Source organism: Caballeronia sp. AZ7_KS35, assembly GCF_023631045.1.
Taxonomy (GTDB): Bacteria; Pseudomonadota; Gammaproteobacteria; order Burkholderiales; family Burkholderiaceae; genus Caballeronia; species Caballeronia zhejiangensis.
The window spans coordinates 205559-218641 of the sequence record NZ_JALQDV010000048.1 but is presented as its reverse complement, the minus strand read 5'-3'; the positions used below and the strand labels follow the sequence as shown (position 1 = coordinate 218641).

13 protein-coding genes and 1 riboswitch are annotated in these 13083 nt (G+C 62.3%); of the genes, 6 read left to right on the top strand and 7 right to left on the bottom strand.

The genetic code is table 11. The features are described from left to right. Positions 1-140: 140 nt before the first annotated feature. Complete coding sequence (locus NCT05_RS30545; RefSeq protein ID WP_008346602.1) at positions 141-473, top strand: hypothetical protein; 333 nt, start codon at positions 141-143, stop codon at positions 471-473. Positions 474-507: 34 nt separating this feature from the next. On the opposite strand, the gene NCT05_RS36875 is transcribed toward NCT05_RS30545, so the two are convergent. Then, entirely contained in the window at positions 508-2718 is a 2211-nt protein-coding gene (locus NCT05_RS36875) for a zinc metalloprotease (RefSeq protein ID WP_284507590.1), read from the bottom strand. Between the two features lie 402 nt (positions 2719-3120). Between NCT05_RS36875 and NCT05_RS30535 the strand changes: the two genes are divergently transcribed. Together NCT05_RS30535 and NCT05_RS30530 are read left to right on the top strand one after the other, a co-directional pair. Then, positions 3121-3462, top strand: a complete 342-nt coding sequence (locus tag NCT05_RS30535; protein ID WP_250457010.1) for a YciI family protein — start codon at positions 3121-3123, stop codon at positions 3460-3462. A 274-nt stretch (positions 3463-3736) separates the two neighbouring features. Continuing rightward, a complete protein-coding gene (locus NCT05_RS30530) occupies positions 3737-5095 on the top strand; it encodes an epoxide hydrolase family protein (protein WP_250441428.1) in 1359 nt (452 codons plus the stop codon). Positions 5096-5178: 83 nt separating this feature from the next. Here NCT05_RS30530 and NCT05_RS30525 read toward each other — a convergent pair whose 3' ends face one another. From NCT05_RS30525 to NCT05_RS30500, 6 genes are all read right to left on the bottom strand, one after another. After that, a complete protein-coding gene (locus NCT05_RS30525; protein WP_144403629.1) occupies positions 5179-5409 on the bottom strand; it encodes a hypothetical protein in 231 nt (76 codons plus the stop codon). A 326-nt stretch (positions 5410-5735) separates the two neighbouring features. Further along, positions 5736-7013 carry a hypothetical protein gene (locus NCT05_RS30520; RefSeq protein WP_250503910.1) on the bottom strand — a complete coding sequence of 426 codons (1278 nt, stop codon included), beginning with the start codon at positions 7011-7013 and terminating at the stop codon, positions 5736-5738. A 126-nt stretch (positions 7014-7139) separates the two neighbouring features. Continuing rightward, positions 7140-7670 carry a hypothetical protein gene (locus tag NCT05_RS30515; protein ID WP_008346589.1) on the bottom strand — a complete coding sequence of 177 codons (531 nt, stop codon included), beginning with the start codon at positions 7668-7670 and terminating at the stop codon, positions 7140-7142. Between the two features lie 24 nt (positions 7671-7694). Next, positions 7695-8627: a CsgG/HfaB family protein gene (locus NCT05_RS30510; protein WP_250437661.1), complete on the bottom strand. Its 933-nt coding sequence runs from the start codon at positions 8625-8627 to the stop codon at positions 7695-7697. Positions 8628-8645: 18 nt separating this feature from the next. Further along, a complete protein-coding gene (locus NCT05_RS30505; protein ID WP_008346584.1) occupies positions 8646-9086 on the bottom strand; it encodes a curli assembly protein CsgF in 441 nt (146 codons plus the stop codon). Positions 9087-9144: 58 nt separating this feature from the next. Then, on the bottom strand, positions 9145-9807 hold the full coding sequence (locus tag NCT05_RS30500; RefSeq protein WP_250503909.1) for a CsgE family curli-type amyloid fiber assembly protein: 663 nt from the start codon (positions 9805-9807) through the stop codon (positions 9145-9147). A gap of 409 nt (positions 9808-10216) precedes the next feature. Further along, positions 10217-10316: riboswitch (guanidine-I (ykkC/yxkD leader) on the top strand. 60 nt (positions 10317-10376) lie between these two features. Between NCT05_RS30500 and NCT05_RS30495 the strand changes: the two genes are divergently transcribed. The 3 genes from NCT05_RS30495 to NCT05_RS30485 are packed head-to-tail and all read left to right on the top strand — an operon-like array spanning position 10377 to position 13082. Continuing rightward, positions 10377-11447, top strand: coding sequence for a putative urea ABC transporter substrate-binding protein (locus NCT05_RS30495; protein ID WP_250503908.1), 1071 nt, complete (start codon positions 10377-10379; stop codon positions 11445-11447). Positions 11448-11478: 31 nt separating this feature from the next. After that, a complete protein-coding gene (locus tag NCT05_RS30490; protein ID WP_250503907.1) occupies positions 11479-12294 on the top strand; it encodes an ABC transporter permease in 816 nt (271 codons plus the stop codon). After that, a complete protein-coding gene (locus tag NCT05_RS30485; protein WP_250457013.1) occupies positions 12291-13082 on the top strand; it encodes an ABC transporter ATP-binding protein in 792 nt (263 codons plus the stop codon). Before NCT05_RS30490 ends, NCT05_RS30485 begins: the two co-directional genes overlap by 4 nt. Position 13083: the final 1 nt, after the last annotated feature.

Genomic DNA, 13083 nt, shown 5'->3' with positions numbered 1-13083 from the left:
GTCATCTTTGCGGACAAAATCCGCCATCACAGCCCATAAGTTCGTCGGGCAGCATCGCGAGTATCCATGCCGCTGCGTTGCGACCGGATGCGACCCGCCCTACACTTGGCTACGCGCATCGCGCGCGGGAGCAACGTGTCATGGTCGAAGTCCTCGTCATTCTCCAGTTATCCATATCGGCCGCCGAGCGCGATGCCGTCATGCGCGCCGCCCCGCCGACGCAATCCATCTCGAACCGCGTCTACGTGAGCACCGCGGATGCTTCGGCCGTTCCACGCATCGCGTCGATGCACGGCGTCGCCAGCGTGCTGACGCACGCGGAATCGTCGGTGAAGCAGTCGAACGGGCTCGACGATACGGAAGCGCTTTTCGTCGATGCATGGATGTCGCGGCTCGGCCAGGTCAAGACGCGCCGTGGCGATCAGCTCGACTGGGACACGCCGCCGATGCAACCGCCCGATCCGAAGCGGTGACGCATCGGCCGCGTGGACCCCTACCCCATCGCGCTCAGGAAACCGATCCGCCTCCGAGTGCTTCCATCGTGAGTTCCGGTTGCGGCGCGGGCGCATCGCCGGGTTGCGGACTGCCGCCGAAGTATCCGCCGCCGAACGCGTTGCCGCCGCCGGCGGTAGGGGTGCGGGTCGCGGTCGAAGTCGACGCGAGGCCGCCGCCGTTCGACGAACCGCCGCCGACGCCCGCGAGCCTGCCCGAATCCGGGGCCGATACCGCCGTGCCCTCGCCGTTCACGCTCCCCATTCCATAGCCCGCTTCCCCTGCCAGCGTGGCTGCGCCGGGACCGCCCTTGCCATCCTCGTAAGAATCGAACGCCGATGCCGATGCGCTCGCCATGCCGCCGTAAGAAGCCGCGACCGATGATGGCGTCGGACTCTGCGCGCCGGAGCCCGGCACTACGTCGAGATCGACGAGCCGCATGCCTTGCGCCGATACCTCTTCCCATTTCGCGACGAAGTGCTGCCAGTCGGCGCCGGACCACAGGTAGTACGCATCCGCGCCGGGCAGCCAGACGCCCGAGAAGCGCTGACCTTGCGCGGACTGCGTGATCTCGATATCGACGAGACGCAGATTCTGCTGGGCGAGCTCCTGCCACTTCGCGACGAAGTTGTTCCAGTCCGCATTGACCCAGAGATAATGACCGCCCGTGCCCTGCCGCCACACGCCGAAGAAGCGCTGCTCGTTGCCCACATCGACGATCTTGAGATCGATGAGACGAAGGTTCTGATCCGCGAGCTGCTGCCACTTCGCGACAAAGCTGTTCCAGTCGGCGTTGATCCAGAGATAGTAGCCATCGTCGCCGGGCAGCCAGACGCCCGAATACAGCAGCGTGCCGTTGACGTTCTGCACTTCGAGATCGACGAGCCTCAACCCCTGGGCGCCCAGCTCCTGCCATTTGGTGATGAAGTCCGCCTGATTCGCGTTGACCCAAAGGTAATAGCCGCCCGTGCCCTCGCGCCAGACGCCGTGGAATCGCTCGGAACCGTTCTCGCGCGTGATCTTGAGATCGGCGAGACGCAGACTCTGCTCCGCGAGTTGCTGCCATTTCGCGACGAAACTGTTCCACGATGCGTTGACCCACAGATAGTGCGCGTCGTTGCCCTGCCGCCATACGCCGGTGTAGGTCTGTGTAACGAGCGGAAAGCCGAGATGGAACGGCGTGTGCACGCACATGTTCCAGGTGTTGCCCTTCATCAGACAATCGACGCCGCCCGCTGGCGCGCAATTCGCGCAGTTGGCGTTCGGTTTGAAGTACACGCCCCACGATCCGCCGCAGTTGCAGCCGCTCGCCGCGTATTCGTCCGGCGCGCCGAAAATGTGCCCGCTTTCGTGCGCGAATACGCGGTCGATGTTGTCGGGGCCCCATCCATCGTTGTCGTAGTTCATCACGAGACGCGGGCCGCCGATCGACGCATAAGCAAAATGCCCGAGCGGATACTTGGTGAAGAAGCCGCAATACGTCCAGTCGGTGCCGAGATCGGTGCGCAGCTTTTCGATGTACGCCGTCACCGCGCCCATGCCCGTGCCGTAGCCGAGCTGCGTCATCGCGGGATCGCGCCACAGCGTCTCTTTTTCATCGAAAGTCAGCGTGTCCGCGCCGGGCTGCACCTCCACCGCGACGATCTTGATGTCGTACTTGAAGGTCAAGCCTTCCGGGTTTTGCGTCGCCAGCCAGCTCAGTCCGTTCTGCACTTCGGCGACGACCTTCGTACGCTCGTCCTGCGAAAACTTGAGATTGTCGTTCGGTCCTTCCACGATCACGATTCCCACCGCGACCGAGCCGGTCAGACGCTGGCTCGTCGGCGCGCCCGCCTGCGCCATCGCCCTTTCGGCGCGCTCCCTGGAGTCTTCGGGCGGCGTACACGAATAATGCATTTCCTCGCTGGAATCCCACGATTCGCCCTCGCGCGGACGCGATGACTTCGCGGTCCGATACGCGCTCGATTCGCGCAAGGCGAACGCGTTGTAGCCCAACTGCTCCGTCGCCGACAGCGAGTCGACCACCATCGCGGATGCCTGCAGCGATTCGTACGCCAGCGCCTTTGCGGCGGGTTCCGCCGATTCCTCCATCACGATCACGCGCGAACCGTAGACATGCACGACACGGCGGCTCGATGTGGATTCGGGATGACGCCGCGCCTCGGCGAATGCGCCTGTCTCGGGCAAGATCACGACACGTTCACGAATGTTGATATCACCGGCCATTTCAACCTCCTTTGAAGAGATAGGGATTTCCTGGAAGGCCATTGAGTAAGGGGTCTTCAGGAAGCGCGTGTTGAACACGCTCGTCGTCTGCGCGCTATCAGGTCAGCTCGCAGTGATCGGGATGCCGAAGAAATACAGCCTCGATCGAAGGGACGCGCCGTGATACGGCGCCCATGATTCGCGTTCTTCGTCAGAATGGGCGCAACGGTTTTTTGAGGGCCGCATTGCGAAGATCGTCCGCTTACCTTGCAGCGCGCGTTTTTATCGGCCCCTTAGGTAAGACGCGTTCGCTCGGCCCGATTGAAAGCCTAGTAATCTTTCGATGCGATTTTTATTCTTTTTTCGCGCCGTTCCAGTGGCCTTTCGACGCGGGAGGCCGACTCACACCCGGAGGATCGAACGATGACGAAGTACCTAATCTCCTTCCCTGCATCGGCGATGAACGTCTCCGATGAAGACATCGACGCGGTCGGCGAAGCGGCACGCGCGGTCATCAGAGAGGCGAAGGAAGCGGGCGTCTATGTGTTCGGCGGCGGTATCAATGGGAACGTGACGCCGCTGATGGTCGCCGCCGACGGCACCGTCACGAACGGGACGTATCCGCAGACGAAAGAGTTCGACGGCGGCTTCTGTGTGCTGGAACTTCCATCGCGCGAAGCGGCCGTCCAATGGGCCGCTGACATCGCCAAAGCCTGCCGCTGTGCGCAGGAACTCCGCGAGTTCGGGTACGACCCGGAGAGCTGACACGCTCAACCAAGTCGACGACTGCCGCCACCTTGTATCGCAACGTATCGGCGGCGGCGGCGGATACGCGCGATTACACAACGCCTCGATTTCGACACGCACGGGATACGTCGGCGCGCTTCAATACGTCCATCGCGCAGCAGTGAGCCGCGCCAGCAGCGGGATTCGACGTATTACGTATGCAACGCGATCCGAGCCGAACGATCGTATTCGAAGCGCAGTTCGCGTGACGGAGTCGGCCGCCGAAATAGCTTCGCCTTCATCAGGAGTTCTCATGTCATATAACAAGACGCTTCCCAAGTCGCCGTCGCGCCGCCGCTTCGTCGAGGTTGCGGCGGCCGGTATCGCAGCGGCATCGCTGAACAAGCTCGCGTTTGCTGAACCGAACTCATCGATCGTCTCAGTCGCGAAGACCGCGAATAACGACAAGGAAGCGATTCGTCCGCTTCGCGTGCATGTTCCCGAAGCGCAACTCACCGATCTGCGCCGCCGCATCAAGGCAACGCGCTGGCCCGAGCGCGAGACCGTTTCCGACGAATCGCAAGGCGTGCCGCTCGCGATGATGCAGGAACTCGCGCGCCACTGGTCCACGGACTACGACTGGCGCAAGTGCGAGGCGAAACTGAACGGCTATCCGAATTTCATCACCGAGATCGACGGGCTGGACATCCACTTCATCCACGTTCGCTCGAAGCACGAGAACGCGATGCCGCTCATCGTCACGCACGGATGGCCCGGATCGGTGATCGAGCAATTCAAGATCATCGATCCGCTGACCAATCCCACGGCACACGGCGCGAGTGCGTCGGATGCGTTTCATCTGGTGATCCCGTCGCTGCCGGGCTATGGCTTCTCGGGCAAGCCGACGGCGACCGGCTGGGGACCCGAGCGCACCGCACGCGCGTGGGTCACGCTCATGAAGCGGCTCGGATACGACAAGTTCGCGGCGCAAGGCGGCGACCTCGGCGGCGTGGTCGCCAACGTGATGGGCAAGCAGGCGCCGCCCGAGTTGCTCGGCATTCACGTCAACTTCCCGGCGACCGTTCCCGCCGATATCGCCAAAGCGCTGCAGGCAGGCGATCCGCCACCTGCGGGCCTCAACGATGAAGAAAAGCACGCGTACGAGCAGCTTGCCAGCGCCGCAAGAAAACGCCGGGCGTACGCGCTGGAAATGGGCACGCGCCCGCAAACGCTCTACGGCATCGCGGATTCGCCGACAGGTCTTGCCGCATGGCTGCTCGATCATGGCGACGGCTACGTGCAGCCTGCGGCGGCGCTGACTTCGGCGGTGTTCGGGCGCGACGTCAACGGCGAATCATCAGGGGCGATGACGCGAGACGACATTCTCGACGACATCACGCTCTACTGGCTGACGAACACGGGTGTCTCGTCCGCGCGCTTCTACTGGGAATCGCACTTCAACTTCCTTGCGGCCGCCGACGTATCGGTTCCCGCGGCCGTGAGCGTGTTCCCGCGCGAGAACTATCAGGCGCCGCGAAGCTGGACGGAGCGCGCTTATCACAACCTCATCTGGTACAACCGGCTCGACAAGGGCGGACACTTCGCGGCGTGGGAACAGCCGGACCTGTTCGCCGGGGAAGTGCGTGCGGGGTTGAGGTCGTTGCGCACGTGAGCGCGTGCTGGGCCACATCGCAAGACGAACGTTCAGCGCGTCGACGGAATGTCCGCGATCGCATCCCGCTTCGTGATCCACGCCTAATAAGCGATGCGCGTAACCACGCTGAAGGACATATCGTTCTGTTCCAGGCGTGCAGTCATTGCCTCGCGTGCGTCCGCATTGGTCGGAACGTCCAGGTAGCTCTTGCCCGCAAAGCCCGGCTCGAAACTTACTTCGGCTTCGTCGGCAATCGCCTGAAGAATCTCATGCTCGGCGGATTGAACGAGCTGGTCGTCATCGGTATGGCTTACTGCGAAGCAGGTGAGCATCGTTTGACCCCTTGCGATTGTGCTGTGACGCTGATGCGTCTCGACTGCGAAACGGGCGAGCGCCTGCGTGGCGCACAAGTGCCGACGCATCTATTGTCGCCTCGGATGAGTGACATGATTACTCGACAAAAAGTCAGTGGTGCCGAGATCGAAACAGGCGGAATACAGTCAGCTTCCTCGTGAATTGCCGGGCTAGAATTTTGGGCTCGTGTACGGCCGATGGCACCGATCGGCCAATTCGCGACATCGCTTGAATGAAACAGCGGCGAGCGGTACTTTCGAACCGCTCGCCGCCCGCCATACCGCCATTCGTTGCGCCGCGTTCCTTACTTCTGAACGACGACAGCCTTGTTGAACGAACCGCCCTGCGTGATCGCAGCCGCATTGCCGATACCGCTCTGAGTCACGGAGCCGTAGTTGGCGTTGCCGATCTGGACGATCGAAGCCGTGTTATACGCACCGGTTTGCGAAGCATCCGCGGAGTTGAAGTAGCCGACTTGCGTCAGCGTCATGTCTTCGTGCGAGCCCGACTGCTTGCCCTTCGCTTCGTTAGAGCCGCCGCCCTGACCGGCCAGCAGCGTCGATTCGAACGCGCCTTGTTGCGTCAGATCCATGTTGTTGTTCGAACCGACCTGCACCGCGGCTGCCAGGTTGCTGCCGCCATCCGTCTGATGAACGGCCGCCGTGTTGCGATCGCCCGCCTGAACGACATACGTGTGATCGTTGGCTTCGCGATACTGATCGACGTATGCCGTGTTGTAGGCCGAGCCGGTTTGCAGGATCGTCGTCGTTTCGTTGGTCGCGTTGCCTTGCGTCACCTGCGCATAGTGCGGTGCGCCTGCGCCGCTCTGGTCGATGGTGGTCGTGTTGCCGCCGCCGTTTTCCGAATGCACTTGCGCGCGGGCGAAGTCGGCCTGCCTGATCGACACGTTGTCGCCGATTTCCGAAACCTGCTCGATCTTGCCGTCGTTATGATCGCCGATCTGATCGATGCGAGCCGAGTTGTAGCCGCCATTCGTCTGCGTCACCGTCGCGATGCCGTTCTTGTTGCCTTGCAGGATGTCGACGCGGTTGCCGATCGTGGTCGTCTGCGTGACCGTCGCTTTTGCGCCGTCGCTCACGCCTGCCGTCTTGCCGGTGCCTTGGTCGATGTTGACCGTGTTCCAGCTCGAGCCGGTGCGATTGATGGTCGCCGAGTCGTTCTTGCCGAATTGCGTGACCGTGTCCTTGTCGTACGACGAAGCCGTCTGCGTCACGTTCACGGTGCTGTTGCTGCCCGTTTGCTTGATGGTGGTCTTTTCACCGATCGCCTGCTGCTGCGTGAGCGTCGCGCTCAGCTTCGATTCGCCCGAAACGCGTGCCGCGTTTTGCTGGATGTCGGTCACGTTGGCGCCGCCGTTGCTCGAAGTAACGGTCGCGCTCGAACCGTCGCCGTTCTGCTGGACCTTCACGCGGTCATGGCTGGACGCCGTCTGCGTCACGCCAGCAGTGTTGCCGTTGCCGTACTGCTCGACGATCGCGCCTTCGCCGACCGACGCTGCAAAAGCCGACGTCGATGCCAATGCTGCCAGACCCATAGCGATGATGATTGCCTTCACTTTCATTTTTATGCCTCGTTGACTTGATGTTTTTTGCACGTAGATCCGTAACCCTAACGGACGTCAACCCCCGCTGACGCCCGGCCCTGCACACTCACACACCTACCTGTACTGCGTGGTCTCCTCGCCTGCCTACTTCATCAGAACCGCAGCCCGGGCGCCGCCCGTCTGCGTAACCGATAATCCTGAACCGTTCCTGCTCTGCAAGATCGAAATCTCGTTGTTGTTGCCAAGCTGCGTCACCGACGACGACATCGAATTCCCGACCTGCGTGACCGTTGCTTCGTTACCGCTGCCGTTCTGCATCGCGATCGACCGGTTGTACTGACCCGACTGATATCCGGCGTAAAGATTGGCGGCGCCGCTTTGCTGAAGCACGGTCCAGTTGTCGTTGCCGGCCTGCGCCGTCGCCGCCGCGTTCGCGATGCCGATCTGATTGGCCATCAAGCCGTTATGTCCGGCCTGAATCGCGTCGAGACGATTACCCTGGCCGTGTTGCGACACGCGAGCGACTTGCGTCGCGCCGCCGAACCCCGGTTCCGGCGGACCGAAATCCGAGACCGACGACAGGTCCGCCGCATACACCGCGAGCGAGACGACCGCGCCGAGCGCCGCGCACACAGCGACCTTCGATGCGCGCATTGGCGCACGCGATGCTTTCATGCTGATCTCCTTCGCTGAGACTGATTAACTGCCGATGGTCTTCGGCGGATCGATTCTCACCGGGCTATACGACGGATTCACGTCTTCCATCGTCTGCGCGTAGCCCTGGTTTTCCTGCAGATATCGCTGCATCGTCGGGTCGTACCAGTCCTTCGTGTCCTTGAGCGCCCACGACTGGTTCGCGACGCCTTGCACGATCAGATGCACGAGCGCCGATTCGATCGCTTCGTTCACGCACAGCTGCTGCGGCTCGTTGCGCGTCATGCCGGCTTCGGCCTGCAACAGATCCTTGAAGCCGATGAAGCGATACACGCCGGTATCGACCTGAATCGAATAGATGGTCTTGGTCGTCGACACGCTGTTGAGTATCGTGCCGTTGCGGATATCCACGGCGCGCAGGTTCACCGTCACTTGATCCACGCGATATTGTTGGGATGCCGAAATACCCAGATACGCGATGCCCGCGCCGCCCGTGCGAATGTTCGTGTCGTAACCGACGATGCCGCCTTCCAGCACGATGCTCGCCGGTGCGAGCGCGCCGATCTGCGGTATCGCGTTCTTTTTATCGTCCGGCGTTTCCAGCGCGCGCATGATCTTGCGTTCGGTCAGGAGGTCCTGAAGGTTTTCGCGCTCGACGGGCGTGAACCAGCCGGAATCGCGCATCGCCTTCACGAGAAACGAAGCGCCGCCCTGCGTCACCTGCGACGAGAACGAGCTGTCCGGCGACGGCTTGTACTGGCCCGTCAGATCGCGAAAACCGTACACGGCCGCGACGATGCGCCCTTTCGGCGGCGGCAGGTGCGTGAGGTCGCGCGTCACGCGCGTCGGCGGCGTGAGCGTCGCGTTGCCCGCCGAAGGCATCGGCGTCGTGACGCAGCCGGTCAACAGCATCGTTGCAAGGAGCGTGGCGCCCAGTGCCGCGCGCGTCGCCAGTGTCGTGATAGCTTCTTTGTTCATGTCGTATGCGCGCTCGCGTTACTGTCCGTTGCCGACGACGAAGGTCGTCGAGGCACCCGTGGTCTTGTCGGTCGTCGTCACTTGCAGATTGCCGCCGGTAACTTGCGTGATCGCAATCGAGAAGTTGCCCGTGTTGATCGTGCCGGGATGCAGCGTGCCGTCCGTGCCGACGATCGAGCTCGATATCGACGACGCGACGCGCGACAGAATCGCCTGCTGCAATTGCGTGTTGAACTGGTCGAGCGTGGACTGGCTGCTCGTACCGAGGTTCTCCGTCGACGGATCCTTGTACTTGTTCTGCGCGTTCGCCTCGTTGAGCAGATTCGTCCCGTTCAGCGGATTGCCGCCGAAGTTCGGATTCACCGGTTCATACACAAGCGAAGTGGCTTGCGCGGCGATAACCGGCATCGCAAGCGCGCAAGCGAGCAACGCGCGTTTCAAGAGCGCATTCGTTTTCATTGCGGTTTCCCCGTATTTTTTGGCCTTACTGCATCGATTTTCTTATGATGCGATTTTTTTATAGTTCGTCCATCGCCATGTCGGCGTCGCGGAACAGCAGACGGGTCAGGTCCGCCTGCATCACGTTCTGAAAGGCGATCTGCGCCGCGCCTTCGGCAATCGGCTTCACGTTCGAGCGCGCAATCGGCAGGAACGCCTGGAAAACGCGACGCTGGCCGTACTCCACCCACACGAGACTGCCGTAGCGCGGCGACGGCCGCTCGTGCACCGAAACGATGTAGCGCTCGGACAGCGGGATGGCGCCCCAGGCCTGCGCGAACCAGGTGTAGAAGTCCTGCCCCGCGAGCGTCACCGTGTCGGTCGTGACCACGCCGCCGAGCGTATCGTCGAGCGCTTGCTTGCCTTCGATATCGACGGTGCGCGAGCGTGCCGTGCCGGCGAGGGTGGCGCTCTTGTCGAGCGACGATGCGGCATTCACGGTGCCGCGCGGCGTGAGAGGCGCGCCATTGGCGGCCGGCAATTCGCCGGTGTTGCCGACCGGACCGGGCGTCGGCGTGCTGGGCAGCGAGATGAGCGGTTGAGCCTGAGACGCCGTGTTCACGTGCGCGGCCGGCTGCGTTTCCGCATCCTGCGCATTCGCATTGATCGCGCCGATCGAAACCCCGATGCACACTGCGATGACCCGCCCTTTGACAGGCGCGCTGTTCTTCTCACGCTGCATGACTTCCCCGTATGTCTTTGGCCGCTATGGTGCTGCCTTCAGACGGTCTGTTTTAAACGCTTCGTTTTTATTTGTACGACGAGACGGATTCTCCGTAATAACCGGTAATGGCTATGTTGTCCGCGCCACATTCATGCCAAGAAAATCGCAAGCAACGACGCATCGGCTAAAAGCGTTGCGCCGATGTTTTCGCGCGTCTACCGAAGGAAACGTTTGCTGGCAACCAAGGACGACGCCCGATGTTGGTGCAGCCGATACATCAAACGTGCGCCGCTTTCACCGCGGATGGGCAATGCGCTCCGTCCGAACCTGCGCAACGCCGCCAGCAGCCATAAAAACTATTGGCACGATTCCCGCTTAGAGGGGATGGCAAGGAGCCGGCGCATCATCCGGTTCATCGAACAATCTGGAAATGGACGGCTAGGGTTCCGGTCTGCTTCACGCGGATGCTGGTCCGAGAGCTGTCGACCTCAGGCGAGGTTACACGGCGGGATAAAAGCCCGGGAGAGAACGCGATGAGTCGCGCTGCTCCCTTGCCGTCGCCAACCGTCTCCTTCGAGGTCAACCTCATGCGCAAGCTCGCTCGCTTTCTTGGCATCGCCGCACTCTCCGTCGCCGCTTTCGCGTCCAGCGCCGCATCCGCCGCGCCGCGCAACGACTTCAAGGTCTGCTGGACTATCTACGCGGGCTGGATGCCGTGGGGCCAGGCCAAGACGCAGGGCATCGTCTCCAAGTGGGCGAAGAAGTACGGCATCAACATCGATGTCGTCCAGCTGAACGACTACGTCGAGTCCATCAATCAATACACGGCCGGCAAGTTCGACGGCTGCGCGATGACCAACATGGACGCGCTCACGATCCCGGCTTCGGGCGGCGTGGACTCGACGGCGCTGATCGTCAGCGATTACTCGAACGGCAACGACGGCGTGCTCATGAAGGGCAAGGGCAAGCAGATCGCCGATCTCAAAGGCCAGCAGATCAACCTCGTCCAGTTCTCGGTCTCGCATTATCTGCTCGCACGCGCACTCGAAAGCGCGCACATGAGCGAGCGCGATCTCAAGGTCGTCAACACGTCCGACGCCGATATCTCCGGCGCATTCGCCACGCCCACCGTGCATAACACGGTCACATGGAATCCGATGCTCGCCGACCTGAAGGCGCAGCCGAACGTCACCGAAGTCTTCGACTCCAGCAAGATTCGCGGCGAGATCATGGACATGATGGTCGTCAATACGAAGACGCTGAAGGACAACCCGGCGCTCGGCAAGGCATTGACCGGCGCATGGTTCGAGATGGTCGCGCTGATGCACGGCGATTCCCCCGAAACCACGAGTGCGCTGACTTCGATGGCCAAGGCGTCCGGCACCGATCTCGCCAACTTCAAAGGCCAGCTCTCGACCACCGCCCTCTTCTACACGCCGAAGGCCGCGCTCGAATTCGTGACCAGCCCCGACATGCCGAAGATCATGACGCGCGTCGCCAAGTTCTCGTTCGATCACGGCCTGCTGGGGCAAGACGCGAAGAGCGCGGATGCCGTCGGCATGGCGTTCGACAAGGGCGTCGTCGTCGGCAACAAGAACAACGTGAAGCTGCGCTTCGATCCGGCCTACGTCGAGATGGCGGCGGCCGGCAAGCTCTGAGCGCTTCAGGTTCTACTACATGGCGGCCAACATGCGACTCATCAATCGACATCCGAGCAGGACCGGCGCGCTGATGCTGTTACTGCTGCCGTTCGTCGTGCTGCTCGCGGTGTATTTCACCGGCTCTTCGATGCGGCTCGCCGACAATCCCGACGACAAGCTGTTGCCGAGCGCGACGCAGATGAGCGATGCGATGAAGTCGGCCGCCTTCACCGAAGACAAACGCACCGGCGAGTATCTGCTCTGGACCGATACCGCGTCGAGCTTGCGAAGGCTCGGCATCGGGCTCGTCGTGAGCGCGGCGATCGCGCTCGTTGCGGCCATCGCGACGGGATCGTTTCCGCTCGCAAGCGCGACGCTTTCGCCGTTCATCACCGTCATATCGATGGTGCCGCCGCTCGCCGTGCTGCCGATTCTCTTCATCGTCTTCGGTCTCGACGAACTGTCGAAGGTCGTGCTGATCGTCATCGGCATCACGCCGATGATCATTCGCGATCTGCACGCGCGCGCCGCTGAAATCCCGGCCGAGATGTGGATCAAGGCGCAGACGCTCGGCGCGAACAGTTGGACGCTTGTTCTGCGGCTCGTGCTGCCGCAGCTTCTGCCGCGTCTGCTCGTCGCGATCCGGCTTTCGCTCGGCGCCGCATGGCTCTTTCTCATTGCAGCGGAAGCGATCGCATCGACCGACGGGCTTGGCTATCGCATCTTTCTCGTGCGGCGCTATCTGTCGATGGATCTCATTCTTCCCTACGTCGCGTGGATCACGCTGCTCGCGTGGCTCACCGACGAACTGCTGCGTCGACTCACGCAGTGGTACTTTCCGTGGTACGGCGGAGGCGCGCGATGATCGTCGTTCGCAACGTATGGAAAAACTACGGCGATCAGGTCGTGCTGGAACGGCTGAATCTCACCGTGAAGGAAGGCGAATTCTGTTCGATGGTCGGCGCGTCCGGCTGCGGCAAGTCCACGTTTCTGCGCCTGCTGCTCGGACAGGAACGGGCGACGCGCGGCGAGATTCTGCTCGACGGCGAACCGTTTCCCGCCGAACCGGACGCGCATCGCGGCGTCGTGTTTCAGCGCTACTCGGTCTTCGATCATCTGAGCGTGCTGCGCAACGTGATGCTCGGTCTCGAACTGCCGCGCGCGAAATTCACGGGACGGCTCTTCGGCGCACAACGACGCGCCGCACGCGACGAAGCCGCCGCGATGCTCGAACGCGTGGGTCTTGGCGCGGCGCTCGACAAGTATCCGCAGCAACTTTCGGGCGGCATGCAGCAACGGCTCGCCATCGCGCAGGCGCTGATGATGAAGCCGCGCGTGCTGCTGCTCGACGAACCCTTCGGCGCGCTCGATCCCGGCATCCGCAAGGACATGCATGTGCTGTTGTCGGAGTTGTGGCGCGAATCGAAGCTCACGATTTTCATGGTCACGCACGACCTCAAGGAAGGCTTCACGCTCGGCAGCCGCGTGCTCGTCTTCGACAAGGTGCGCGTCGATCCGCAAGCGCCCGGCGCGTACGGCGCGCGCATCACCTACGACATTCCGCTCGACCGCACGCGCGCCTCGGCATCGGCGGTGCATATGGCGCAGGCCGCGGTGCAGGGCGCATCCAGCATCGAACTCGTCTCCGACTAAA